This window comes from Sorangium sp. So ce302 (assembly GCF_051530145.1).
Classification (GTDB): domain Bacteria; phylum Myxococcota_A; class Polyangia; order Polyangiales; family Polyangiaceae; genus Sorangium; species Sorangium cellulosum_B.
Genome location: NZ_CP150326.1, coordinates 12,478,590 through 12,504,968, shown reverse-complemented (window position 1 = coordinate 12,504,968; position 26,379 = coordinate 12,478,590). Strand labels below are relative to the sequence as shown.

Annotated in this window: 16 protein-coding genes; 10 read left to right on the top strand and 6 right to left on the bottom strand. The window is 68.5% G+C overall.

The window, feature by feature from the left end:
• Positions 1-11: 11 nt before the first annotated feature.
• Genes WME73_RS47260 through WME73_RS47250 form a run of 3 tightly spaced genes read left to right on the top strand, consistent with a single transcriptional unit; the run spans position 12 to position 3,308 of the window.
• Positions 12-2,480: an RHS repeat domain-containing protein gene (locus WME73_RS47260; protein ID WP_437913891.1), complete on the top strand. Its 2,469-nt coding sequence runs from the start codon at positions 12-14 to the stop codon at positions 2,478-2,480.
• Positions 2,477-2,974, top strand: coding sequence for a hypothetical protein (locus WME73_RS47255; protein ID WP_437913890.1), 498 nt, complete (start codon positions 2,477-2,479; stop codon positions 2,972-2,974). The genes WME73_RS47260 and WME73_RS47255 overlap by 4 nt, the downstream gene beginning before the upstream one ends.
• 7 nt (positions 2,975-2,981) lie before the next feature.
• On the top strand, positions 2,982-3,308 hold the full coding sequence (locus WME73_RS47250; RefSeq protein WP_437742849.1) for a hypothetical protein: 327 nt from the start codon (positions 2,982-2,984) through the stop codon (positions 3,306-3,308).
• A gap of 124 nt (positions 3,309-3,432) precedes the next feature.
• On the opposite strand, the gene WME73_RS47245 is transcribed toward WME73_RS47250, so the two are convergent.
• Positions 3,433-5,646 (bottom strand): glycoside hydrolase family 3 protein, encoded by a 2,214-nt coding sequence (locus WME73_RS47245; protein WP_437913889.1) that lies wholly within the window; start codon positions 5,644-5,646, stop codon positions 3,433-3,435.
• Positions 5,647-6,614: 968 nt separating this feature from the next.
• Here WME73_RS47245 and WME73_RS47240 point away from each other — a divergent pair.
• Entirely contained in the window at positions 6,615-7,424 is an 810-nt protein-coding gene (locus WME73_RS47240) for a hypothetical protein (protein ID WP_437913888.1), read from the top strand.
• Between the two features lie 33 nt (positions 7,425-7,457).
• Here the strand turns inward: WME73_RS47240 and WME73_RS47235 are convergent, their stop codons facing one another.
• Positions 7,458-9,383, bottom strand: coding sequence for a fructose-bisphosphatase class III (locus WME73_RS47235; RefSeq protein WP_437742846.1), 1,926 nt, complete (start codon positions 9,381-9,383; stop codon positions 7,458-7,460).
• 248 nt (positions 9,384-9,631) lie between these two features.
• Between WME73_RS47235 and WME73_RS47230 the strand changes: the two genes are divergently transcribed.
• Both WME73_RS47230 and WME73_RS47225 read left to right on the top strand, forming a co-directional pair.
• A complete protein-coding gene (locus tag WME73_RS47230) occupies positions 9,632-9,985 on the top strand; it encodes a response regulator (protein ID WP_437742845.1) in 354 nt (117 codons plus the stop codon).
• Between the two features lie 138 nt (positions 9,986-10,123).
• Complete coding sequence (locus WME73_RS47225; RefSeq protein WP_437742844.1) at positions 10,124-10,486, top strand: VOC family protein; 363 nt, start codon at positions 10,124-10,126, stop codon at positions 10,484-10,486.
• Between the two features lie 82 nt (positions 10,487-10,568).
• Here the strand turns inward: WME73_RS47225 and WME73_RS47220 are convergent, their stop codons facing one another.
• Positions 10,569-13,082: a protein kinase domain-containing protein gene (locus WME73_RS47220; RefSeq protein ID WP_437913887.1), complete on the bottom strand. Its 2,514-nt coding sequence runs from the start codon at positions 13,080-13,082 to the stop codon at positions 10,569-10,571.
• Positions 13,083-13,362: 280 nt separating this feature from the next.
• Here WME73_RS47220 and ggt point away from each other — a divergent pair, with 280 nt between their 5' ends.
• Together ggt and WME73_RS47210 are read left to right on the top strand one after the other, a co-directional pair.
• Positions 13,363-15,192 (top strand): gamma-glutamyltransferase, encoded by a 1,830-nt coding sequence (ggt, locus tag WME73_RS47215; RefSeq protein WP_437913886.1) that lies wholly within the window; start codon positions 13,363-13,365, stop codon positions 15,190-15,192.
• Positions 15,193-16,034: 842 nt separating this feature from the next.
• Positions 16,035-20,999: an AAA family ATPase gene (locus tag WME73_RS47210; RefSeq protein WP_437913885.1), complete on the top strand. Its 4,965-nt coding sequence runs from the start codon at positions 16,035-16,037 to the stop codon at positions 20,997-20,999.
• 68 nt (positions 21,000-21,067) lie between these two features.
• Here WME73_RS47210 and WME73_RS47205 read toward each other — a convergent pair whose 3' ends face one another.
• The 3 genes from WME73_RS47205 to WME73_RS47195 form a co-directional block, all read right to left on the bottom strand.
• Entirely contained in the window at positions 21,068-22,072 is a 1,005-nt protein-coding gene (locus WME73_RS47205) for a terpene synthase family protein (RefSeq protein ID WP_437854799.1), read from the bottom strand.
• Positions 22,073-22,117: 45 nt separating this feature from the next.
• Entirely contained in the window at positions 22,118-23,356 is a 1,239-nt protein-coding gene (locus WME73_RS47200) for a cytochrome P450 (protein WP_437917510.1), read from the bottom strand.
• A gap of 523 nt (positions 23,357-23,879) precedes the next feature.
• A complete protein-coding gene (locus WME73_RS47195) occupies positions 23,880-24,062 on the bottom strand; it encodes a hypothetical protein (protein ID WP_437913884.1) in 183 nt (60 codons plus the stop codon).
• 661 nt (positions 24,063-24,723) lie between these two features.
• On the opposite strand from WME73_RS47195, the gene WME73_RS47190 reads away from it, so the two are divergent.
• Positions 24,724-25,392, top strand: a complete 669-nt coding sequence (locus tag WME73_RS47190) for a TetR/AcrR family transcriptional regulator (RefSeq protein ID WP_437742839.1) — start codon at positions 24,724-24,726, stop codon at positions 25,390-25,392.
• Positions 25,393-25,414: 22 nt separating this feature from the next.
• A complete protein-coding gene (locus WME73_RS47185; RefSeq protein ID WP_437854797.1) occupies positions 25,415-26,179 on the top strand; it encodes an SDR family NAD(P)-dependent oxidoreductase in 765 nt (254 codons plus the stop codon).
• The last annotated feature ends 200 nt before the right edge of the window (positions 26,180-26,379 follow it).

The window sequence follows — 26,379 nt, the reverse complement described above, 5'->3', positions numbered from 1 at the left end:
ATGGCGCGGGCGTGGTGACGAGCCAGGCGTACGACTTCAAGGGCAACGTGCTGCAGGCCTCGCGCCGGCTGCGGAGCGACGTGCACGCGGACGCCGACTGGTCGGTGCTGTCGGCGCTGACGGATGTGTCCGCCATCGCGACCGCGGCCGAGCCGCTGCTGGAGGCCGAGAGCTTCGGCACGCAGACGGCGTACGATGCGCTGAACCGCCCAACCAGCCTGACCGCCCCGGATGGCCTGACCGCCTCGGACGCGAGCGAGGTCAAGCCGACGTACAACGAGGCGGGGCTGCTCGAGCGGGTCGAGGCGCGCGTTCGAGGCGCGGTGGCGTGGACGACGTTCGTCGACAACATCGATTACGACGCGAAGGGGCAGCGCGAGCGGATCGAGTATGGCAACGGCACCTCGACGGCGTACACGTATGACCCATTGACGTTCCGGCTCTCGCGCCTGAAGACGACGCGGAGCTCGGACAGCGCGGTGCTGCAGAACCTCACGTATGTGTACGACCCCGTCGGGAACATCGTGGAGATCAGGGACAGCGCGCAGCAGACGGTGTTCTTCAACAATGCCGTGGTGTCACCGAGCGCGCAGTACGTGTACGACGCGGTCTACCGGCTGATCGAAGCGACGGGGCGGGAGCATGCGGGCGGGCTGTCGGACGCGCCGCGGGACCAGAACGACGTGCCGATCCAGTCGCTGCCGCACGCGAACGACGCGCAGGCGCTGAGGAACTATACCGAGCAGTACATTTATGACGCCGTGGGCAACCTGCGGAGGATGGTGCACCAGGCGGGCACGGGGAGCTGGACGCGGTGGTATGCGTACGAGGAGACGGCGAACAACCGGCTGACGAGCACGACCGGAGACCCGGCGAACGGGCCGTTCCGCAACTATGCGCATCACGCGCACGGCAACATGACGTCGATGCCGCACATCACGGCGCTGACCTGGGACGAGAACGACCAGGTGCGGAGCACGGATCTCGACGGCGGCGGCGATGTCTATTACGACTACGACGCTGCGGGCCACCGCGTGCGCAAGGTCTGGGAGCACAACGGGCTTGTGGACGAGCGCATCTACCTCGGCGGCTACGAGGTGTACCGCAGGCGCAACAGCTCGGGGCTGGCGCTGGAGCGGCAGACGCTGCACGTGATGGATGGCGCGCGGCGGGTGGCGATGGTGGAGACCAAGACGGTCGACACGTCGGGTCCGTTCACGGTGACGCCGCGGGTGCGCTACCAGCTCGACAACCACCTCGGGTCGGCGTCGCTGGAGGTCGACGGGGCGGGGCTGGTGATCGGCTACGAGGAGTACCACCCCTTCGGGACGACGGCGTACTGGTCGACCAGCAGCGCGGTGGAGCTGAGCCGGAAGCGGTATCGCTACACGGGCAAGGAGAAGGACGAGGAGACGGGGCTGTACTACCACGGGGCGCGGTATTACGCGCCGTGGCTCGGGAGGTGGACCGCTGCGGATCCGCTTGGGCTCGTGGACGGGGTCAATTTATATGCCTATGTGTCGAACAACCCGGTCAGGTTGCGCGACCCGACGGGCACTGAGGGGCAGCCCCACGATATCCCCGTGCGCGTACGGCCGCAGGGGGCGCCGAGCAATGTGGATCGATGGGCGTACTCCCCTCATGGGGCGGGAATCGTCACCGGCAGCACCGGGGAGTTCGCCCAGAAGACGAAGGGGCTTCAGGTTTTCGTGTTCGACCCGAACGCTCCGGAGGCGAACACGGCAACAATGAAGAAGGCCGCGGCGTTGCATGAGGCGGATGTGCTGGCCGGCAAGCTGGCCGAGGCGCTGAAACCGAGCGGCGGAGCAGATGGGGGGAGCGCGCCGTCGCCGTGGGAACAGTTCGCGCAGGGCAATCAGGCGACGCAAGAGCTCGCGCTCGCGGCGGGGCTCGCGAATCTCGCGCTGGACGAGGACATCACGCCGCGCGACGGGAGCAGTCCACACGGCATCGTGGGCGGGCGCAACGAGGGGGCGGAGGCGACGCCCATCCAGCAGGCGGCAACGAGCGTTGTGCAGCTCGCTGCCGCCGTGGCGGCGCAGGCGATCGTCAAGGCGATCCGCAAGGCGACGGCGCTCAGCAAGACGCTGATGCTGCCCCCGAAGCCGGTCCCTGTCGGCACGAGCGGGCTGAGTGTCCCAAAGCTTGGACCACTGACGGCTGGGAAAAATTTCAAGGAGCATTTCGTGAACCACCGAGCGGCTGTGGAGAACGCGCTGGGGGTGAAGTTCGGGAAGCTCAAGGACGGCGGAGGTGAGGCTCTACTCAAGGCGCTGAGCGATAGAATCGAGAACGGCACTTTCAAATATGTCGGGCAGGGAACCCTAAAGAAGGGGGCTGAAGCCATGAGCATCTACCGTGGTCGTGGACTGACCATTGTCGTCAAGAGCAGCGGAGAATGGGTTACAGCGCTCAAGTCCGGCGAGGGGATGGATCTTGCGATCCGGATGCTGCCATGATGATGTCGAAGATCAAAGGCGCGCTGAGCGGCGCACGGCTCACGGATGTTCTTGTGACCGGCTTCGTCGACAAGGATGAACGACCGGTGCGCTTTCACGCGCTGTGGCGTGCGGTTTACTTCGAATTCGACAATGTGCTGCTAAAGATGGCCGTCGTCGGAGATTCGGGACGGATTCGGCTGTTCCTGGCCGATGAAGTATCCAACGAGGCGGATCTGGATGACGACATGCTGCCTGCGTTGTCGTCTGTCAGGCTGCAGGTGCTTCGCGATCCCGATGGCTCAAATGTGCTCGCGACCATTCGAACCTGGAACACGATCCAGTCTTCTGAATGGATCGAATGCTCTGCGGCTCGTCTCGATCTCGTTAACGGGCAGCAGATATTCATTGACCCGCTGAATTACTTCGGCATCCAGCTCGGCGGTCGCGAGCAAGAGGAGGTCTGGAAACAAAACGCGCAGGAGTCTTGGTTGGAGAGCATGGAGATCGCGTGAAGGGGTAGTGGCCGAGCATGTCTGGGCAGGTTTTCCATCCCAGTCTGGGATCGGCCGCGAGGCGTGTGCCCTTCTCGTCGATCCACGTCAGCATCAGGTTCGCCGTGTCGTCGCGGAGCTCGAGCGGCGGCAGCTCGGCGACGGCCTGCGCCGGCGTGGTACCGTCGTCGCGCTTCTCCTTGCACGCCGGGCCGAGCGCCGCCGCAGCGAGCAGCAGTACGAGCCGTTCTTCAGCGCGACGGGGGAGTACGCGACGGCGGCCATGAAGGCAGTCGCGTCCCGCGCGACCACCGGCAAGGTGGTGCTCACGACCGCGCGAGGCGGCGGCGCGTGACGCGCTGACGCGCTGATCACGAAGACCCGGCCCGCCGCGTGGCGGGCTGGGTCCTCGGCCTATCTCACGAAGGCCGCCGCCGCTGCGGAGAGCGGGGAGAGCGGCAGCGGCGCGGAGGATTTGATCAGTTGCAGCCGCTCGCGGTGGACGCTTCCGGGAGCGCCGCAGGCGTCTCCTTGTTCTCCGTCGTCAGGCCGAAGCCGTACGGGAACAGCGCGCCGTCTTCACCGCGGTTGACGCGCTGGCAATCGGTCGCAGGCCAGGAGAACGAGAGCTTGCCCTGGAACTGCTGCTTGCCGAACAGCACGTCGGCCACGCCGCCGCCCTCGGAGCCCGGGAGCCACGCGGCCACGAAGGCGTCCGAGCGGTTCAGCTCCTTGTTGACATAGAGCGGACGGCCCGACAGAAAGACCGTCACGATCGGCAGATCCGGCTTGGCCGTGCGGATCGCCTGGAGGACCTGCAGATCCTCGGGGTGGAAGACCGCGTGCTCCAGCGTCTTCGCGTGCGGGGTGTCGTCCGTCGCGAGCTGGATGTCCCCGTACATCTCGGCATAAGGCGTCTCGCCGATCACCACGATCGCCGCGTCGAAGCTCCCCGAACTGGCGGCGGAGCCGTTGGCGCTCAGCGTCGCCTGGCCGCCGCCGGCCGAAACGAGGTCCTGGATCCCCTTGAGGATCGACGTCGCGCCCGGGAAGTCGGCGTTCGTCACGTCGGTGCCCTGCCACGTCCTCGACCAGCCGCCGGCCTGGTTCGGGATGCTGTCCGCGGACTTGCCCGCGACGAGCACCTTCGCCGACGCGGCGAGGGGCAGGACCCCGCCGGCGTTCTTGAGGAGGACAAGAGATTTCCGGACCGCCTCGCGCGCGAGGGCCCGGTGCTCCGCTTGCCCGAGCACCGACTGATCGCCCGCGAACATCCGCTTCGACGGCGCCTGCTTGGTCTTCTTCGGGCCGAGGAGCCCCGCCCGCATCTTGACCCGCAAGATCCTCGTCACGGCGTCGTCGACCCGCGCCATCGAGATCTGGCCCCCCTTCACCTGACTGAGCGTGTTATCGTAGAACGCCTTCCAGTCGTCCGGGACCATGATCATGTCCACACCGGCGTTGATCGAGGCGGCGCACGAGGAGTTGGTGCAGCCCGACACCTGCCCATGACCGTTCCAGTCGCCGATGACGAACCCGTCGAAGTGGAGCTTGTCCTTCAGCACCCCGGTGAGCAGATCGCCCTTCCCGTGCATCTTCTGGCCGCGGATGCTGTTGTACGACGCCATGACCGTCTGCGCGCCCGCCGGAATGGCAGACAGGTAGCCCTGCGCGTGGATCGTGCACAGCTCGGTGTCGGAGGCGAGGTTGTTCCCCTGGTCATCGCCCTTGTCGGTGCCGCCGTCACCGATGAAGTGTTTGGCTGTCGCGATGACGCGCGTCGCGCCGAGGAGATCAGGGCTGTTCGCGGCGCCCTGGATGCCCTGCACGACCCGGCCCGCATAGGCGTTCACGATCTCGGGATCCTCGGAGTAGCCCTCGTACGTGCGGCCCCAGCGGTCGTCGCGCACGGTCGCGAGCGTCGGCGCGAAGGTCCAGTCGAGCCCGGTCGCGAGGACCTCCTTGGCCGTCGCGGCGCCGATGCGCTCGAGCAGCTCGGGGTCGTGGGCGGCGCCGAGGCCGATGTTGTGCGGGAAGAGCGTGGCGCCGCGGACATTGTTGTTCCCGTGCACCGCGTCGATGCCCCAGATGATCGGGATGGCCACGCGGCCACCGCTGGTGTCCACCGAGGCGTTGTAGAAGTCGTCGGCGAGCTTCACCCAGTCCGCCGCCGTCGCGTTCTTGTTCTTCCCCGGCCAGGAGCCGCCGCCGTTCAGCACGGAGCCGATGTTGTACTGCTTCACCTCGGCCGGCGTGATCTTCTGGATCTCGGCCTGCACCATCTGGCCGACCTTCTCCTCCACCTTCATCTTGCCGAGCAGCTCGGTGATGGCCGCCTCGATCGCCGGATCCTGCGCGATCGCGCTCCGCACCTCGGGCCAGCCATTGTCGCAGGGCAAGAGGCCGACGCTGTCCCCGGCGCCGCTGCCGCCGCCTCCGGTGCTGTCGCTGCCGCCGGTGCCGCCGCCTCCGGTCCCGGAGCCGCTGCCGGAGGAGCCAGCGCCAGAGCCGCTTCCGGAGCCAGAGCCGCTTCCGGAGCCAGCGCCGGCGCCGGAGCCGCTTCCGGAGCCAGCGCCGGCGCCGGAGCTGGCTCCGGAGCCGGTCGCGTTGTCGGACGTGTCGTCACCGCAGGCGGCCGGCGCGAGAACGACAGCCGCCGCCATGATCCATGTTGCATACCGTGTGAGGCGCATGAGTGCTCCCCTCTCTTGTCGATGAGATGAAGGATGGGCTTTAAGGTGAACCGTGACAGTCGAGCAAAGCGTCGATCGGGACGTGTAAGAAATATAAGACAGAGAGGGAACGTTCTAATCCATGACTCCCCCCGCACGCAAGCCCCGCTCACGCCGCGGACGAGGGTTCGCTCGCGTGTTCGCGGAAGCGTCACCGCCGCGCCGTCGCCATGAGCCCGAGCCAGTCCTTCCTCGTGCCTCGTGCCTCGTGCCTCGTGCCTCGTGCCTCGTGGCGCGCCGGATGACACGGTGCGTCCTGGGCCGCCACCGGTTAACCATAGTCCGAGTCGGGCCGCAATATACAAACCCGATGGCGCGGCGCGGTAATCCACCCGTGGCATAACGCGACAACCCGTGCACGAGCGAGGACGCGACGGGCTCATCGATGAACGCGGGCTCACCGGGGTCGAGCACATCATCTCCGATCCGAGGATCGAGAGATCGCGCGAGGAGACAAGGAGGAGCGCTGGCGTCCGCGCACTGACGAGAGACGCTCGGAGCAGTTGACATTACCTGCGTTCCGTCGGTATCGCGGGAGCCGGCGCTCAACGATCCACCATGAGGAGGACGGTGAACAGCTATCATGAGCTGTGGCACCTCGGGGATACGACGCAAACGCGGCACCACGCCGTACGCGAGCGCCAGCTCGTCGAGCCCGCCCTCGCGCGGTCGTACCCCCGCAATGCTGATTCCAGCGGGGTGCGGCGCGATCGGCGCGGTCAACGGGCCAGCGGACAGAGCCATGGGCTCACGCAGCACGGGCCGACGGGCGAGCCGAAACGTCTACCGTCGCGATTCAGCGGAAGCATATTCCGTCAAGGGAGCAATGATAGAATCGTGACTTCTGTGCGGCAGTATTTACCCGCGAGACTGCACGCGCTTATTCTCCGCGCATGGTCTCTATCCCGCGTACTTCCATTCGTCTCTTCATGACCACCGCTACGCTGCTCCTCGCGCTCGCCGCGTGCGGTGACGACGAGGTCGACTTTGGCGCAGGCGGCGCAGGCGGTGAGGCCGGCGGCGGCACCTCCACCAGCACCAGCGCAGGAACTGGCGGCGGCACCACCAGCGGCACCGGCGGCGAGGGCGGCAGCGGCGGCGCTCCCGGCACCGGCGGCGAGGGCGGCAGCGGCGGCGCTCCCGGCACCGGCGGCGAGGGCGGCAGCGGCGGCGCTCCCGGCACCGGCGGCGAAGGCGGCAGCGGCGGCGCTCCTGGCACGGGCGGCGAGGGCGGCACCGGCGGCGCTCCCGGCACCGGCGGCGCAGGCGGCGCAGGCGGCGCTCCCGGCACCGGCGGCGAGGGCGGCACCGGCGGCGCAGGCGGCGAGGGCGGCGCAGGCGGCGAGGGCGGCGAGGGCGGCGCAGGCGGCGAGGGCGGCGCCGGCGGCGATGACGGCGAGCCCGTACGGTGGGCCGACGTGGAGCCGATCCTGCTGGCAAAGTGCTCGCCCTGCCACACCCGCACGGATCCCGCGCCGGCCAGCGGCTTCGCCATCACCTACGAGTCCTCGCAGCTTGCCTCGAGCTCGACCCAGTGCGCCGTGGACCCGGGTGAACCCACGAGGACGCAGGGGGAGTGCGCCACCATCCGCATCCACGACCTCGACAACGCCACCCGCATGCCGCGCAACCGCGGATGCACCGGCGACCCGGCGCTCGACGCCGCGAATTCTGCCTGCCTGACCGCGGAGGAGCAGAAGACCCTCGAGGGCTGGATCCTGGACGGCCAGCTCGACTGATCCGAGGAGGCGCGGCCCCCGCCGCGCCTCACCTCACCTCGGCTGCTCGAGGAGCGCTCCGTCCCGATACGCCTCGATGAGCCGCTCCAGGATCTCGATCTCCCGCTCGAGCTCCTCCCCCTTCTCGGTGTCTCCCACCCGGCGCTCGGCCTCGTAGACCTCCACGTCGGAGATCACGGGGATGATGTCCTCCCCCGCCTCGACGGCCTGCTCGACCGACGTGAAATGGTGGTGCTGCGCGAGCCGCGCCCCGCTCGCCTCGAGCACGAGCGTGTACCCCTTGTCGCCGTACGCCTCCGAGAACGCCCCGTCGATCGTCACCGCGCGGCGCGACGCCTTGATCGGCGACTCCCCCCGCTCGACCCGGACCGGCACGTGCCCGTTCACGATGAGCCCGCGCTCCTCGTCCACACCGAACTCGCGGCACACCCGGCCGCAGAACGCGGCGTCGTGGATCAGGTGGAAATAAGGGTTCTTCGTCTCCCTGTGCGTCCTCTCGTCGGCGACGAAATACGACTCGAACGTCGTCATCCGGTCCTTGCCGAACATGGGCGAGAGCGGCCCGGTCCAGAGGTACCAGAGCATGTCGACGTCCTCCTGCGCGCCCGCCCGGAAGGCCCGGCGCACCGTCCGCTCCAGCGCGTCGAACAGCGCCCTGCCGCGGCGAACCTCGCCGTCCACCACGAAAGGAAGGAGCTCGCCCTCGCCGTCCACCGGGACACAGCCGTGGAAGATGAGCGCCCGGTCGCGCCTGAGCCATGTCGTCCCCTGCTGCACCATCCAGCGCATCTGGCGGGACAGCGCCGGGCTCCTCAGGAAAGACTCCTTCAGAAGGGCGACGCACGCCGACTCGTCCGGCGTCAGCGCGTACGGATCGCCGGGGTCGAGCGTCGGGAAGCGCGCGTCGAGCAGCGGGAACACCTCGCCGTCGATCGCGACCGTGCCCGCGCGCGCGTCGATGCGATGGAGCAGGCAGCGGTGCTCGAGCGCGTACTCCGGGCGGCGCCGGCAGAGCTGCCCCTCCAGCTTGAACTGGAGGACGGCCGCGGCCTTCTGCATCCGCGCCATCAGCAGGGCGTCGCGCAGCCCCTCGCCCCGGACCGCGAAGCGCTCCGCCGGATCGTCGGCGTAGGCCGTGCGCGCGAGCCGATCGAGCGGCGCCACGGAGATGCCAAAGCCCTCTTCCAGCTGCGACAGGCGCCCGTACCGCAGCGAGAGCCGGACGACCGTGGCGATGAGCGCCTCCTGGCCGAGGCTCGCGCCCATCCAGCTCACGTCGTGGTTGCCCCACGCGACCCGCACGCGCGGCTGGCGCATCAGGTACTCGATCACCTTGTCGAGCCGGGGACCGCGATCGCCGAGATCGCCGGCCACCACGAGCTCGAAGACCGTCAGGTTCCGGATGGCGCGCGCCGTGGCGCGCAAGATCTCGATCTCGCGGCCGTGCTGCACGAACGGCTCGATGAGCGCGTCGAGGTAGCCGCCCTCGCCGAGGGCGGCGCGCGCCGAGACGAGCTCGCGGAGCAGGCCCCGCATGTCCTCCGGGAACGCCGCCTCGACCTGGCGGAGCGTGTAGCGCAGCGACAGCTCGCGGATGACCTCGACCTCGCGCGCGAGCGTCCAGAGCAGGAAGGCCCGCCGCTCCGCCTCGCTGCGGGACGCGACGCGGGCATACCTCTCGCGAGGGTAGTAGACGACCGAGAGCAGCGCGCGCTTCTCGGCCGCCGTGAGCCGGTCGCCGAAGACCCGCTCGACAAGCGGCCGCAGGCTCCCCGAGGCGTTGTTGATGATGTGCTTCAGCTTCCTGTGCTCGCCGTGGACGTCGCTGACCACGTGCACCGTGCCCTTCGGGAGCGACAGGATCGCCCGGAGATGGCCGATCTCCGAGAGCGCGGCCTCGGTCGTCGGGTACCGGCCCGCGAGGGCCCGGAGGAGCGGCAACTCCCGCGTGTCAAGCATGGCGCCACAGCATAGAGCAAGGCCGCGGGTCGACGCACGCGCGCGACGTGCTCCCCGCTGAAGCGGCCGGGCAAGCGCGCAAGACGAGCACATGTGCCTGACTCTGCCGCGTTTCTCCTTGCGGCCGCGCGGCGTCCGACTAGCAAATGCAATGGGCGCCCATGCAATGTTGTGGCAGCGAGGCAGCATCTCCGCGCCGAGCGGACTCGACGTCGGCCCACATTCACCAGCGAGCGCCCTCTTCCTACATGAGCAAGTCTGTCCTGATCATCGATGACGACGTGGATCTGGCGACGACCCTGGCCGAGACGCTGCGCGACCTCGGTTATGAGGCGACGCCTTTCTTCAGCGGGCGAGAGGCGCTCGAGCGGCTCCTCGACGGCGAGCGGCCCGGAGTGATCCTCCTCGACCTGATGATGCCGAAGATGAACGGCTGGAAGGTGTGCGACGAGCTCTGCGCGGTCCCCGCGCTGGAGGAGATCCCCGTCGTCATCATGACCGCGGCGTCGAACATCAAGCAGCCGATGCCGGCGCACGCGCGCGAGGTGCTCAGCAAGCCGTTCGAGCTCGACGCCCTGCTGAGGACGATCGACTCCGCCTGAGCGGCGCGCGCCGCCCCGAGCGTCGTGGAGGCGCGTCGCGCATCGACCGCAAGATTCTCCAAGAGGGCCAGGGCACCCCTCACTAGCGTCTCCGGCGTGGAGGCGCCCTCTCGTGGGTCCTCCTCGTGAGGAGGCAACATGTACGATCACATCGGAGTGAAGGTGAAGGACATCGAGGCGAGCGTTCGCTTCTACGCCGCTGCGCTCGGGCCGCTCGGCCACGTGCTGTGCGCCCGCGATGAGGCTTATGCGAGCTTCGGTCCCGAGGGGGCTCCGGCCCTTTATCTGCAGGTGGACCACGGCCCCCGGGGCCCCGGCGCGCACATCGCCCTGCGCGCCGCGGATCATGCCGCGGTCGATCGGTTCTACCGGGAGGGGCTTTCGGCCGGCGGCCGCGACAACGGCAAGCCCGGCGTGCGCGCGGATTACGGCCCGACGTATTATGCCGCTTTCCTGCACGACCCCGACGGCAACAACCTGGAGGCGGTCTGTATGAAATAGGGGCGCAGCGCGCGGCCGTTGCGCCATCGCCGCAGAGGGCTCCGGCCGCCGCGCCGAGGCGGCCTGGGCGCCGAGCCCCGGGCTACCGCTTCTTCTTCGCCTTCGGCGGTGCGCTCGGCTTGATATCGATGCTCGTGGCCCCCTGGCACGGCACCTGCGCTGTCACACCCGCGCTGAGCCACTCGGGGAACTTCGTCTTCCCGGCCCGGCCGACGCGCACGAAGAAGCGGCCGCAGCGCACGGCCAGCGCCTGGTTCACATCCCCCGCGTACTTGCCGGTCATGTAGACGCCCCCCGGCTGCGGAAACCCCACCGTGAGCAGGCCCTGATCCTTGGGCAGCGACGCAGGATTGCCCCCCTGCCGCGCCTGGCTCGCGGCCTCCTTCGCCGCCGCGGCCTCCTTCGCCGCGGCCTCCTTCGCCGCCGCGGCATCCTTTGCCGCGGCCTCCTTCGCCGCCGCGGCCTCTTTCGCGGCGGCCTCCTTCGCCGCCGCGGCCTCCTTCGCGGCAGCCTCCTTCGCCGCCGCGGCCTCCTTCGCGGCGGCCTCCTTCGCCGCCGCGGCCTCCTTCGCGGCGGCCTCCTTCGCCGCCGCGGCCTCCTTTGCTGAAAGCGTCTTCGCCGCCTGCGCCTTCCCTGCTGGAGCCTTCTTCGTGGGGGGCGACTCGCTCGCCGCGGACGCCGCCGCGGCGACGGGCTCGACGATCGCGGGCGCCAGCTCCACCGCGACAGCCGGCTCGGGCCGATCGCGCCGCGCCACGTAGATCCAGAGCCCCGCCACCACCGTCGCCGTGATCGCCGACACCGCGATCGTCCCGACAGGCGACAGCGAACGCGGCGCTTGCCATGGCAGCCCGGGCAGCCGCGGGCGCCGCGACGACGCGCCCGCTGGGGGCGACGACTCCCCGGGAGAGCCGCCGCGGCCGTCCGCGCTCGGCCTCGGGTACGGCACGCCCCCGGGCGGCGTCAGGCCCGATGAGCCATCCACTGGCACCGTCACCCCGGGCGGCGTCAGGCCCGACGCGCCCATCGGCACGGTCACGCCAGAGGGGGTCACCGGCGAGCCGGAAGGCGGCTTGGGCGGCGCACCCAGGAACGCGGGCGCGAGATCCGCCGGGAGGGCCGGCGGCGGACCGAAGCGGATCGCCTCCGGGATCACCGAGGGGGTCGGCACGAAGCGGGCCGCCTCCGCGCCCGTGCCAGGCATCGTCGTGCCGTCCTCCTCGAATATCGGATCGACCTCGGTCAACGTCGGCGGCCCGCCCTCCGGCGGCCCCTCCTCGGCCGCCGCCGCGTCGCGCTCCGCCGCGCGCTTCGACGCCTCGAACAGGCGGCCGAACGTCTCGCGATCCGGCAGCGCGGGCCTTCGTCCCTCGACGCCCTTCGCGCCGTCGCCCCTCACCTCGGACGCCGCCGGCACCGGGATCGTGATCGGCTCGGGCGCGCCGATCGACGCCTTGCCGTCCTGCCGAGCCGACCCGATCAGCGCCTCGGACGCCCCCGCCGAGGGAGGCGCGGTCTTCGCCTGCGCGCCGGGAGTCCGCAGCCTCGCGGCGCCGCCGTCCCTGGCCGCCTGATCCCTGGCAAAGAGATCCTTCGCGAGCCGCTTCGCCGCGTCCGCCGCGGGCCTCGCGGTCTGACCTCCCTTGCCCTTGACCGGGATCGTCGGCCGCCGGTCCTCCTCGTGATCCGCGTCCTCGATCTCGATCGTCGCGTGCGCCGATTGCACGCGCGTCACGAGCTCGGCCTTCCCCTTCTCCGGGCGAGCGACCTTCGCGAGCGCCTGCTCGATCTCGTGAACGGTGATCTTCCGATCGTCCGGCGCCGGCGCGAGGGCCGTGTCGAGCAGCGCCACGATCGGGCGCGGGATCTCCGGCCGGATCGTGGCGATCGCCTGCGGTCGCGTGCCGTCCGCGGGCGGCCGCCGCCCCGTGAGCAACGACCAGAGCAGGAGCCCCACGCCATAGATATCGGCCTTCACCGTGACGCGCTCGGCGCGCGCCTGCTCGGGCGCCATGTAGCCCGGCGCGCCCTTGACCACGCCCGCGATCGTATCCGGCGTGCGCCCGAGGATCTTGCCGATGCCGAACCCCGTCAGCCGCACCTGCCCGTCCCACCCGATCACGATGTTCTCCGGGTGGAGGTTGCGATGGATGATCGGCGTGGGGCTGCCGTGCTCATCGACGGACCCGTGCGCGTGCGCGAGCGCCCCGGCGATGCAGTGGACCAGGTAGTAGACCGCCGCGTCGGCGAGCTTCTGCTGCCGCGCCGCGATGTGCTGGTGCAGCCGATTGAGGTTCACGCCCTCGACGTGCTCGAGCACGAGCACGAGCCGGCCGGCGTGCTCGAAGAAGTCGAACATCCGCACGATCGCCGGGTGGTTCATCGTCGCGCAGATCGACGCCTCGCGGGCGAGCTCGTCGGCGAAGCGCGGATCACCCTCGGCGGTATTCGGGACGAGCTTCAGCACGCAGACGCGGCGAAACCCGAGCGGCCCATCCAGTCGCCCGAGATAGACGCTGGTAGGCCCAGAACCGGACAGGCGCCGGAGAATCTTGTAGGCCCCAATCGTCTCGGGAGCGGGCTCCGTCGGAAACATCCGGGGCCGATCATACCCAAGCGGGGCGAAGCCCCCAAGCCAACGACCAAGACCGATCACTTCGCGGCGCCAGGAGGCGTCCCCGGGCGCCTCGGTACGAGCCCATGCTCCACGCGCCCTGTACGGCGCGTCGCTCTCCCGTTCGCCAGAGAGCGGTACAGCTGATCAGCAGATGCCCGAACAGCTGTGACGGATCACCGTGGAGAACCCTCCGGCCGCGCTCGCGCGGCCGCGCCTCTGGCCTTCGAGCGGCGCGGGGCCTGGGCTATAAGCCGCCGCGATGAAGCTCCGTGCCTGGCATCGATTGCTCGCCGTCGTGCTCCTCGCGGGCTGCGAGGCCGCCGTCCCGCCCCCTCCGCCCGCGCCGCCCCCGCCCCCGTCGCCGAACGCCGCCCCCGCCTCGGCGCCTGCGCCCGCGCCGGCCGCGCCGGCCACGCCGGCGTCGCGGTTCCCCGCCGGGTGGCCTTACCCCGAGGGCGCGCCGCCGGTGCGGGGCCCCTCGATGGTCACGAGCGACGCCGCCCTCGCCACGAAGGTGGGCGCGGAGGTCCTCGCCTCGGGCGGCAACGCCGTCGACGCGGCGGTCGCGACGGCGTTCGCGCTGGCCGTGGTGCACCCGACGGCCGGCAACCTCGGCGGCGGCGGGTTCATGGTCGCGCGCGTCGGCGACAAGGAGCACGCGCTCGACTTCCGCGAGACCGCGCCGGGCAAGGCGACCCACGACATGTACCGGGGCAAGGACGGCAAGGCCACGGAGAGCGCGCGCGTCGGCCACCTCGCGGTCGGCGTGCCCGGCAGCGTGGCGGGGCTCTGGGAAGCGTACGACAAGCTCGGCTCCAAGAAGAAGACCTGGGCCGAGCTCGTCGCGCCCGCGATCCGGCTCGCGAAGGAGGGCTTCTCGGTCGACGAGAACTTCGCGACGACGGTCAAGGCCGCGTCGAGCAAGCTCAAGCGCTTCCCGGCGTCGGTCGCGCTGTTCCTGCCGGGCGGCGCGCCCATCGAGATCGGCGCGACGTGGAAATCGCCCGAGCTCGCGGCGACGCTCGAGCGCATCGCGGAGAAGGGGCCCGCGGGCTTCTACGAGGGCAAGACCGCCGAGCTCTTCGTGGCCGAGATGCGGCGGGGCAAGGGCATCATCACGGCCGCGGACCTCAAGGGCTACAAGGCGAAGTGGCGCGAGCCCGTCGTCTTCGAGTACCGCGGGCGCCGCGTCGCCTCCATGCCGCTCCCGTCGTCGGGCGGCCTCGCCCTCGCGATGATCGCGCACCAGCTGGAGGGGCTCGACGTCGCCAAGCTCGGCTGGCACTCGCCGTCGCACGTGCACGTGGTCGCCGAGGCGATGCGGCGGGTGTTCCTCGCGCGCAACGAGGTCCTCGGGGATCCCGATTTCGTGAAGAACCCGGTGGAGGAGCTGCTCTCGGTCGCGTGGGCCGAGAAGCAGCGCGCCACGATCGCGGCGGACCGCGCGACGCCGACCGACGAGCTCGCCCGCGGCGCGGCGGTCAAGGACTCGGGCGGGCGCGGCCCGCACACGACGCATTTCTCGGTGGTCGACGCGCAGGGCAACGCCGTCGCGCTGACCACGACGCTGAACGGCTGGTACGGCTCGGGGGTGACGGTGACCGGCGCCGGATTCGTGCTGAACAACGAGATGGATGACTTCGCCGCCGTGCCCGGCACCCCGAACCAGTTCGGTCTTGTGCAGGGGGAGGCCAACTCCATCGCGCCCGGCAAGCGCATGCTCTCGTCGATGTCGCCGACGATCGTGACCGGGAAGGACGGCCGCGTGGAGCTCGTGCTCGGCGCCGCGGGCGGCCCGACGATCCTCACTGCGGTGTTCCAGATCCTCTCGAACGTTGTCGACTTCGGCTTCGACGTGACCACGGGGGTCAACGCGCCGCGCTTCCACCACCAGGACTACCCCGACAAGCTGTTCGTCGAGCAGGGCGGCTTCCCCGACGAGCTGAGGAGCGCGCTCGGCGCAATGGGCCACACCCTCGACGATCGCGGGCACATCGCCGACGCGCCGTCGATCGGCCGCGAGGGCGGCGCGTTCGCCGGCGCGCGGGAGCCTCGGCGACCCGGCTCCGAGGCGGCCGCCGGGAAGTAGCGCCGGCGGGTCGCCGCGCTCCCCACATCGGCTCACGCGACGCCCGCCCATCCCACAACGGGCGGGCTCCATGGCCTGCTCCGGACCGGCAGACCGGCGCCACGGCGCGCTCGGGAGCGCCGCCGGGTGGCGGCCCCGACAGCGAGCCACGCCCGCGTCGACCGACCCACCCGACCCACGTTGTCGCCCGCCGGGCGACGCATGTTGTCGGGACGAGATGGCAACGGTCAATCGTTCAGGCGTCTCCTTACTCCCCTGTCAGGGGCCGATCGTTGCGCATTTCAATGGCTTATCGATGAGGGAAGGCGCCGCGCGTCTCAGGCACTTCCCTAAGGAGATCCCTCTCCATCTGGCGCACCTTGGCCGTTCCCGGCACGGGCGTGTGCCCCGTGCACCGTGGCTCCTCGCCTCGTGAAGGCGTCATCGCGTGATGCACATCCGACGGCCCTCTGCGCCACGGAGCGCCGTGCATCCGGGCGGCGAGGCGACGCTGTTGTCACATTTGCTTCCGAGCGTCGGCCCAATCGTCGGAGCGAGTCGTGCGCCGCTCGCCTGACGCGCGGCGTCTCGGCGGCGGAGCCCGCCGGGAGCGCTCGATCCGCGTGCGGCGCCGCGGCGGTTCGACCTTGACACAACCCGTCCGTTTCGATTGCGTAGGGCGATGCGCCCCGCCGAGCACGTTCGCTCCCTCGGCGGATCGCGCCACCGCCTGTCGCCGTCCTTGAGTTCAGCGCCCCGAGGAGCTGCCGTGAAGCGGGGGACTGCTGCTTGACACGGACCGAGATACCGACTGAACGCTGCGCTGGGTAAATAGCCCTGTCACTCCAGGGGGGGTCGCCGTCATGGTGGAGCTGTTGAATCACGAGTTGCTCGAGACGCTGCACGATGGTGCTCGCAGCAGCGTCTATCTCGGCCGGAAGAAGAGCACGGGCAAGATGTGCGTCATCAAGGTCGCGCGGAAGGGCGTCAATGGCACCCGCAACGTGGCGATCCTGAAGCGCCAGTACGAGATCACGAAGCACCTCGACCTCGATGGGGTCGTGCGGGTCCACGAGCTCGAGGTCCGGCTCGATTACGCCGCGCTCGTCATGGAGTACTTCGCCGGTCGTTCGCTGCGGGCGATCATCGACGGCAATGGGCAGGGCGTCGGGCTCGCGCAGGCGGTGAGGATAGCGCTCCAGCTCGCGGACACGCTCGGGGCGATCCATGAGCGGAACATCGTCCACAAGGACATCAAGCCGAGCAACATCATCGTCGACAGCGACGTGCGCACGTCGAAGCTCACGGACTTCTCCATCGCCTCGCTCCTGCGTGGGGAGCGCGCGGCGGTGGTCGACCCCTGGTCGGTCGGCGAGGGCACGCTGCAGTACATCTCGCCCGAGCAGACGGGTCGGATGAACCGGTCGATCGACTTCCGCTCGGATTATTACTCCCTCGGGGTCACGCTCTACGAGCTCACGACGCGGCGCCTCCCGTTCGAGACGACGGATCCGCTGGAGCTCGTGCACCATCACATCGCGAAGACGCCTGTCGCGCCGCACCTGATCCGGCCGGCGATCCCGGAGGCGCTCTCCCGCGTGATCATGAAGCTGCTCTCGAAGACGGCGGAAGAGCGGTATCAGAGCACCTTCGGCCTGAAGGCCGATCTGAAGGCCTGCCTCGACATGCTGGAGCAAGGAGCGCCGGCGGAGGACTTCGTGCCGGGGAGGCGGGACAAGCCCACGCGGCTCCAGATCTCGCAGAAGCTGTATGGTCGGCAGGGCGAGGTCGGCGCGTTGATGGCGGCCTTCAGGGCCATCAGCGGGTCTGGTCCGGAGGCGGCGGAGGGTGGCCGCTCGGAGCTCGTCCTCGTGGCCGGCTACTCCGGCGTGGGCAAGTCGGCGGTCGTCAACGAGATCCACAAGCCGATCGCGAAGGAGGCGGGCTACTTCGCCGCTGGCAAGTTCGACCAGTTCACGCGCAACGTCCCGTACGCGGCCGTGCTCGCGGCGCTGCGGGAGATCGTCCGGCAGATCCTCACCGAGAGCAGGAATGAGCTCGCCGACTGGAGGGCGAGGATCCTCGCGGCCGTCTCTCCGAACGGGCGGGTCATCGCCGAGGTGATCCCGGAGATCGAGCTCATCATCGGCGAGCAGCCGCCCGTCCCGCCGCTGGGCTCGATGGAGACGCGGAACCGCTTCAACCTGACGTTCCGGAACTTCATCGGCGCGATCGCGCTGAAGACGCGGGCGCTCGTGCTGTTCCTCGACGATCTCCAGTGGGCCGACACGGGGTCCTTGAACCTCCTCAGCGTGCTCCTGGAGGACCCGGACATCCGCCACCTCTTGCTGATCGGATCGTACCGCGACAACGAGGTCGACGACGCGCACCCGCTGACGATGATGCTGGGCGCGCTCCGGAAGAGCGAGGCCCGCGTGCGCACGATCACGCTGACGCCGCTCGGGCCCGATCACGTCAACCAGCTCGTGTCGGACACGCTCGACGCGCCTCCGGAGGAGTGTCGCGAGCTCTCGGGTGTCATCTTCGCCAAGACGCACGGGAACCCGTTCTTCACCATCCAGTACCTCGAGAGCGTCTGCCGCGAAGGCCACCTGCGCTTCAGCTCGGAGACGGGCGCCTGGCGATGGAACATCGCCGACATCCAGCGGATGAAGGTCGCGGACAACGTCGTCGACCTGATGGTCCGCCGGATACAGGGCCTGGGCGAGGCGACGCAGCGGGTCTTGAAGCTCGCCGCGTGCATCGGCAACCAGTTCGATCTGAGGATGCTCGCCCTCATCCACCAGAAGAACCGGCGCGCGACCGACGAGGACCTCTGGGGCGCGCTCGACGCAGGGCTCGTCGTGCCCGTCGACGGTGAGTACGGGATCGCGCGCTTCCTCGACGACGCGGACGAGGGCGCGGTCACGTTCAAGTTCCTCCACGACCGCGTGCAGCAGGCGGCCTACAAGCTGCTCACGGAGGGCGAGCAGGAGCGGATCCACCTGGAGCTGGGGCGGCTCATCCTCGGAGAGAGCCCTCCCGCGTCCGTCGAGGACCGGATCTACGACATCGTGATGCACCTCAACATGGGGGCAAAGAGGATCGTGGACAGGCAGGAGCGCGAGGAGGCCGCGACGCTCAACCTGAGAGCCGGACAGAAGGCGAGGCGCTCCACGGCGTACGGCCCCGGGGTGCAGTGCCTCCGCGCGGCCGCGGCGTTCTTGCCCGAGGACTCGTGGGAGACGAATTACGAGCTGTCGCTCGCCATCTACACGGATCTCGTCGAGCTGGAGTACCTGACGATCAACTTCGACCGAGCAGAGGCCTGCGCGAAGATCGTCGTGGACCATGCAAGGGACGTACTGGAGACGATCCGGGTCTACGAGACGCGTATTCAATTTTACATGTCGCAGCATCGGCTGGCGGAGGCTCTCGACATCGCCCTGGCCGTGCTCGCCATGCTCGAGGTACCGCTCTGCGAGGCGCCGCCCGCTGACATCGACATACCTCGCCTGGCGGACCTGCCGGTGCTCGTCGATCGGCGAATGCTCGCCGCGAACCGCATCCTCGTCTCTTCCTTGCCGGCCGCCCTCATGGCGAAGCCCCAGTTCGTCCCGCTGATCGCATTCACCCTGATGAACATCTGCGTACAGCACGGAATCTCACCTTCCGCGGCATACGCCTGTGCGATCTACGGCCACATCCAGTGCAGCTTCATGAACAATATAGACCAGGGGTTCGCGCTGGGACAGCTGGCGATCGATCTCATCCAGCGCTTCGGGGCGATCGAGCTCGAATCCAAGATCTATACGCTCAATTACATCGCCATTCACCACTGGAAGCGTCACCTGAAAGAGACGACCCAACCGGCGCGTCATGCGGTTCAGGTCGGACTGGAGACGGGAGACATCGAGTACGTCGGGTACAGCGCCTGTCAGCACCCCACATATTCCTTCCTTACCGGGGAAGAGCTGGGGACGACCGAGCAACGAATGACACATTCCATCGAGCTCGCGCTGAAGCTCAACCAGCAGTACCCGCTGTATTACGTGAAGATCTGGAAGCAGCTCGTGCGCAGCCTTCGAGATCCGTCCGCGGAGAAGCTGCGCCTGGTCGGCGACAGCTTCGACGAAACGACGATGATCCCTCGTCTCGTGCACAACAGTATATCGTTGTTTTCACTGCACCTCGCGAAGGGCATGCTGCTCTACCTCTTTGGCGAGCCGAAGCTCGCCTATGAGTGCCTTCGCGCCCGTGAGGAGTACCAGGACGTGGCGGGGTTCGCCACCGTCGTGCAGCAGAACTTCTACTGCTCGCTCGCCATCCTCGCGGCCTTCGATCGACTCTCGAAGGAGGAGCAGGACGCGGCGCTCTCCAAGGTCGACGCGAACCAGCAGAAGCTCGGGATGTGGGCGCGCCACGCGCCCGAGAACAACCAGCACAAGCACGACCTGGTGAGCGCGGAGCTGGCTCGTGTGGGGCGCTCGATGATCGAGGCGATGGCCCTCTACGATCGCGCGATCGAGGGAGCCCGACAGCACGGATACATCCAGGAAGAGGCGCTGGGGTGTGAGCTTGCGTCGTCGTTCTACCGGGGAATGGGCCGGAGCGAGATCGCTCAGCACTACATGACGATGGCCTACCGGGGCTATGCGCTGTGGGGCGCTGATGCGAAGTGCCAGAGCCTCGTCGCCGCGTTCCCCCATCTGAGGCTCGAGGGGAGGCCAGACCAATCGACGTCGGTGACGGAGACGTCCACCCACGATGACGCGGTCCTGGACTTGCTCAGCGTGGTGAAGGCGTCGCAGGCCGTGGCGAGCGAGATCGTCCTGGAGAGGCTCCTGGAAAACCTCATGACGATCGTGCTCGAGAACCTCGGAGCGCAGTCCGGCATGCTGGCCCTGGCGCGTGGCGATGCCCTCTTCGTCGAGGTGGAAGGGACCTTTCAGCCAAAGCAAGTTCACGTGCTCAAGTCCACGCCCGTCGTGTCGTTCAGCAGAGCGCCGCTCTCGATCGTCAGCTACGTGCAGCGCACCCAGAAAGGCGTCCTGCTGGACAATGCGACGGAGGAGGCCAAGTTCTCCGCCGACCCTTACATCCGGGAGAGGCGCCCGAAGTCGGTCATCTGCACCCCGATCATCCGTCAGAATCGGCTCGTCGGCGTGCTCTATCTCGAGAACAACCTGTCCACCGGCGTGTTCACGCAGAATCGCCTCGATCTCCTGAAGCTCCTCTCGACGCAGATCGCGATCTCCATCGAGAACGCAAAGCTCTATGAGAGGCTCGAGCAGGAGGTCGCCGCGCGCACGGAGGAGCTCCGGCTGTCCTACGAGCAGCTCCGCGACGTCAACGACCAGCTGCAGGTGGAGCTGGGGGAGCGGGTCCGGCTGCAGGAAGAGCGCGTCCAGATGCAGGAAGCCATCATTCAGACGCAGCGGGATCGGCTCTTCGAGCTATCAACACCCTGCATACCGATCACCGATCAGGTCATGGTGATGCCGATCATCGGGACGATCGATGAAAGACGGGCGGCGCAGATGATTGAAACCGCGATGCAAGGGGTCGCGTCCAGCGCGGCGAAGGTCGTGATCGTCGACGTCACGGGGGTCAAGAGCGTGGACACGAGCGTCGCGAGCCGGCTGATGAGCTTGGCCCAGGCGGTGGGACTGCTCGGAAGCAAGGCTATCTTGACGGGGCTCCGCCCTGCGGTGGCGCAGAGCTTGGTCGCGCTCGGCGTGGACCTCGGCTCGATAGAGACCCGCTCCAATCTCAAGGCGGGTATCGCCTACGCGATGCGGCGGACCTCGACGAGATTGCACGCCTGAGCAGCACCCTCTCTCACGGCGCCGGGCGAGGCGCCATGCAAGCGCGCGCCCGGTAGGCTCCTTCGCCTTCATCCAGCGCGCACGATCAAACTCTCTAGTCCAGAATAACGACCGGCCTCGAGCGCCCAGCGCTGATTTCCGGCGATCATGGCCTCGACCGCGTCCAGGTAGAGGCGGATCTCGTCGTCCGCCCAGAGCGCGAGCACCTTCTCCTTCACGCCTTGGTACTCCGCGACCCGGCGGTCGTGCATGTCCTTGAGCCGGTCGATCGCCTCTTCCAGCGTGCTCACGCACTCGTTCCGGAGGACGACGATCAGGTTGTGCGTCTCGCCGTTGGTCAGCTCCTTCCCGAGCGAGAAGTAGTCGTTCGTCCAGCAGAGGATGTCATTACAGATGTCTCGAACCGTCTGAATCAACGGGTGCTGGACGACCTCGAGCGGCAGCGGCCGTTCGAGCAGCAGCTCGAGCAGGTCGCAGTAGGTATAGACAGCTCCGCTGTAGCGCCGCATCATCAAATATTCTTCAAGATGCGGCACCCTCATCTGCTTCCGGTTATTCGCCTCCCACAGGTTGGCCTCGTAGTAGTACTGAAAGTGCGAGAGCCAGCGATTCAGGAAGAAGTGCGGATGACTGCGTCGGATGCGCTCACGTACGTCGAGCATCCCGCGCGTCAGGGGATCGCTCATGTCCGCCTCGGTGTACCCGAAGAGCTCACCCAGGTACTTCTCATTGAGCCACTCGACGGATTCCGGGTCCGTGCTGAGCTGCCCCTCGTCGTACGCATCATCCAGGAGGAACAGCGCGGCCGTGAAGTCCGATGCCAGCTGGAGCGTCTGCGTGCTCGCGGACGGCAAGAGCCATGCCGCCAGGTGGGAGAAGTTCGTCGCCTTGAGACGCGAAAGCGACCGACCGTCTGGCACCAGCCGCAATCGGCGAACCCACGCCAGGGTCCTTTGCTCAGCGATCTCTCTCCCGGGGTGACACGACGCAGAGAACGGATATTCGAATGCACCAGCATCGCGCTTGCTGACGACGACGCTAGTTCGATCGGATGACATGACGAACTCCACCACAAGACGGTTCCATGGAGTAGAGGCCTATTCGCAACGGCACATGCCCTACCAGATCCCCTGAACGACTGGCGACTCGCGTGTGGCAGGAGATGACGCTGGAACCACCTCGATGGGTAGCGCCATCGGGCAGCGGGTGTTGAGGAACACATTCCATTCAAGACGGTCAGCAGCAAGCGCGACTCGGTGGCATCGGCGGAGCAGCTCCTCGAGCATCACGCGGGCCTGCGTCTTGGCCAGGAAGACCCCGAGACAGAAGTGGGCACCATGTCCGAACGCCAGGTTGGCCTGGTCGCGGCGCTCTGGGTTGAAGCGATCCGCCTCCTGGAACTTCGTCTCATCACGCAGACCGGAGCCGATGAGCAGCGCAACGACGGCGTGGGCGGGCAGACGCGTACCGCCGAGCTCCGTCTCGGCGAGGGTCAGGCGCATCGTGGCATGCACCGGCGGCTCGAAGCGCAGGACTTCGTCGATGAAGCGCGGGATGAGCGCCGGCTCCGCGCGCAGGCGATCCATCCACGTCGGGCGCTGGGCGAGGATCAACACCATCTGGGTCATCAGCGCTATCGCCGTTTCGAGCCCTGCCACGAGGAGCAGGAAGAGGAGGGCTACGAGGTCCTGGTCCGTGGTCCCATCGTCGTCCGTCCGGGACCGGAGCAGCTCGCTGACCAGGTCGTTCTCCATCTTCCGCCGGCGGCTCGCCAGCAGGCCCAGCATGTACTGCTCCATCTCATCGATGGTCCTACGCACCTCGTCGAGCCGCGCATGATCTTCTGGAGATACGGCGCCGACGCTGACGAGGTCAGTCGTCCATCGCTTGAAGTGCCGCTCCAGCGCTGAGTCAAAGCCGATCAGCCTGGCGAGGACGCTGACCTGCGCGCGAAGCGCCAGATCGGAGAGAAAGTCGGCCGCGCGGCGCTTCACCAGGTCGTCGACGAGCTGCGCGGCCGTGGAGCGCATCTGCGGCTCCAGCGAGGCCACTGTCGCGGCGGTGAATGCGCGGTTGATGAGGCTGCGCAGCTGGCCGTGCCGCGGCGGGTCCGCGAGTAGCAACGATCTGGACAGCGGATTATCTCGCCGCAGGTAGGGCGGCTCCGACGCGACGCGCAGCCCCGCGGACGAGAACACCTGCGTGTTCTTGAACGCCGCCACGATGTCATCATACCGGGTGACCACCCACATCCCGTTGGGGTCCACCTGACACACGGGCGACTCGCGGCGCAGCGCCGCGTAGAAGGGGTACGGGTTCTCTCGGACCTCGGGGGCGAACAAATTAAGTCGAGTCATTGCGCTCTTCCTGTGGCGAAGGCAGGACGCAGCCGCAACGCCATGGCGGCACACGTCGATAAGCCTGGAGTGGGGTGCTGCGTCGGATGGCGCGCTGGGCGACGCGATGGCGTCGATTCGGTGCTGCCCTGAGACAGCTGGCCCCTAGCGCTGAAAGGAGCACGAGACGGAACCCGCAAGCCGCGTTTCCGCGATGCTCCAGCGCGTGGTCACCTGGGCGCATCTCCCGCGAGCAGGGCGCTGAACAGCCGCCACGCGGCCCGAGCCAACGCTCGGCGTCCGCAGGACACGGCTGCACTCCTCGGTCGTCGCTACGCCCGCCAGGATGCGAGCATGCGACTCACGAGCGCCTGAACTGCTTCCAGGGCATCTCCCGGTGCATCATGAGACCAGAGCAAGCGAGAGAGCCGCTAGGCTCTCTTCATGGCTGCAGGGGTCCGATGGTTCGTGGGTGCTCCTCCATCTGATGACAGCATCCTATACCATACGGACGAATGCGCAACTGTATTCTTATTTGCGGACTTCACACGACGACCTCGTCGTGCTCGAGGCACCCGGACAACGAATCTTCCAACACTTCAATCCGATGGCCGAGCCGCCACAACATGCCGCGTGAATAAAAATACATTTGAGCGTCTGCGACCCGCGCCGCTCCAGCAGGCGCCGAGAACATCACCTGCCCCCCGAGCGACACCTCGATGGCCATCCGATAGATGATGCGTTGCGATCAATGAGCGCAACGATCTCTGGATGATCGACGTCGTCTATCGCGAGCGACTGTGCAGCAATGCAAGATGCAGTCGACTCGGGTTTCATCCGTGAAGGCATAGCGCGTGACCCGGGGCCGCCCCCGCTGCGCTCCGGATGGAGCGAGCCGTGGAGACGAGAACGCTGCAGGCGCGCGTCGGCGCGAACGCCCGCGGCGTCTGCCTGGAATGCTGACGGCGAAGGTTTTCGCCATCGATGTGCCGTGCATTGCAGGAATGCACGGCCGCACGAGAGTGCGCCGGCCCGCTATGCAAAATGAACGCCTCGCTCGAGCGGAGCGCGGTCACGCTTCCCAGCGTCGTCGGCCATGAGGCGGGTCGCTCGATGTCACGCTCGGCTCGATCTCGTGACCTCGAAAGAGGGGGCCTCTCCCTGGAACCACACCTCCTCCGGAGGCGCGCCGACCCACGCCGGAGGCGCGTTTGGGACGAGGCCCGTTTGGGATCGGGGTCACGCTCTGGGCACTCCCGGGTTGCGCTCAGGGATTTCCTTAGTCGTGCTCTGGGCATGCCCAGTGCTGAACCGCTGAACAGCGGCCAGGGGCGCGCCCGGCCCCGCCTTGACGATGCGACCGATCGGTCATATGACTGACCGGTCGCATGCCGAAGAGCACGTTCTTTGGGTTGCCCGAGGAGCGGCGGGACCGCCTCGTGCGCGAGGCGATCGCCGAGTTCGCGGATCGCCCCTACGCCGAGGCCTCGCTCTCGCAGATCGCGCGCCGCGCCCGCATCCCCAAGGGGAGCTTCTACCAGTACTTCGAGGACAAGCTCGATCTCTACCGGTGGCTCCTGACCGAGGAGGTGCCGCGACAGAAGCGCGCGTTCCTCGGCGCCGGGTGCCCGGAGGGCGACTTCTGGGCTCGCCTGGAGGTCCACATCGAGCGCGGCATGGCGTTCCTCGTGGAGCACCCGCGCCTCGCCCGCCTGTCGGCCGCGGCCACCGACCCGACCGCCACGGTCGAGGTCCGCGGCCTCCACAAGGCCATCTGCGAGGCCGGCGCCGCGGAGCTCCGGGCCCTGCTCGCGGAGGGCATCGCGAGCGGCGCCGTCCGTTCCACCGACACGAGCCTCGAGGTGGCGACCCGGCTGGTCGCCGCCGTCATCGGCCCCGGGCTCACCGAGGCGGTGCTCCAGGAGCTCGGGGCCGAGCTCCACGACGTGCTGGCCTCCGACGCGCTGCGAAAGCAGCTCGGCCCGAAGCGCCGCCGTCGCCTCGCCCAGCAGGCGGTCCAGTTCATCCAGCGCGGCCTTGGCGCGAGCACTGCGTGATTCCACCAGGAAAGGGAGCTTCATGATCACCTACGACTTCGCCGGACGGGTCGCCCTCGTCACCGGGGGCACCTCGGGCATCGGCCTCGCGACCGCGCGCGCGTTCGCGCGAGGAGGGGCGCGCGTCGCCATCGCCGCGCGCGACGGCGACGCCGGACAGCGGGCCTGCGCCGCGCTCGAGCGAGAGGGCGCGCCGGCGCTGTTCGTCCAGACCGACGTGCGGGACGACGCCTCGATGAAGCGCGCCGTGGAAGAGACGATGAGGCGCTTCGACCGGCTCGATTTCGCGGCGAACTGCGCGGGCATCGGCGGCGACATGGCCCGCCTCGATCGCGCCGATCAGGCGGTGTGGGACGACGTCATGGCGACCAACGCCCGCGGGATCTGGCTGGCCATGCGGCACGAGATCCCGGCCATGCTGGCGTCGGGCGGGGGCGCCATCGTCAACATGAGCTCCATCTACGGCGTCGCCGGGAAGCCGGCGCACCACGCCTACGTCGCGTCCAAGCACGCGGTCCTCGGGATGACGCGCTCGGTGGCGCTCGAGGTGGCGCCGCTCGGGATCCGCGTGAACGCCCTCTGCGCCGGCGTCACCCGCACGCCCGCCATGCAACAGGCGGAGGCGTTCGCGCCCGAGCTGGTCCAGGCGCTTGTGGCGCAGCATCCGATGGCGCGGATGGCCACCGAGGACGAGATCGCCGGCGCCGCGCTGTGGCTGTGCTCCGAGGGCGCGGGCTACGTGACCGGCGGCGCGATCCCGGTCGACGGCGGCTTCCTGGCCGCGTGAGCGCGCCGAGCCGAGAGGCCGCTGGAAGAAGAAGAAGAAGGAGAGCGGAAGGGGCGACCGCGACCGCGGAGCGGCGGTTGCGTGGACCTCGACCGTCTGTTAGAGAGCACGGCTGACGCAAGAGGAGAGTGCTCCGGTGAAGATCAGCTCCTGAATCGGTCTCCGTCGCAGGTCGCGAGCGCGACAGGTGGCATTCCTGC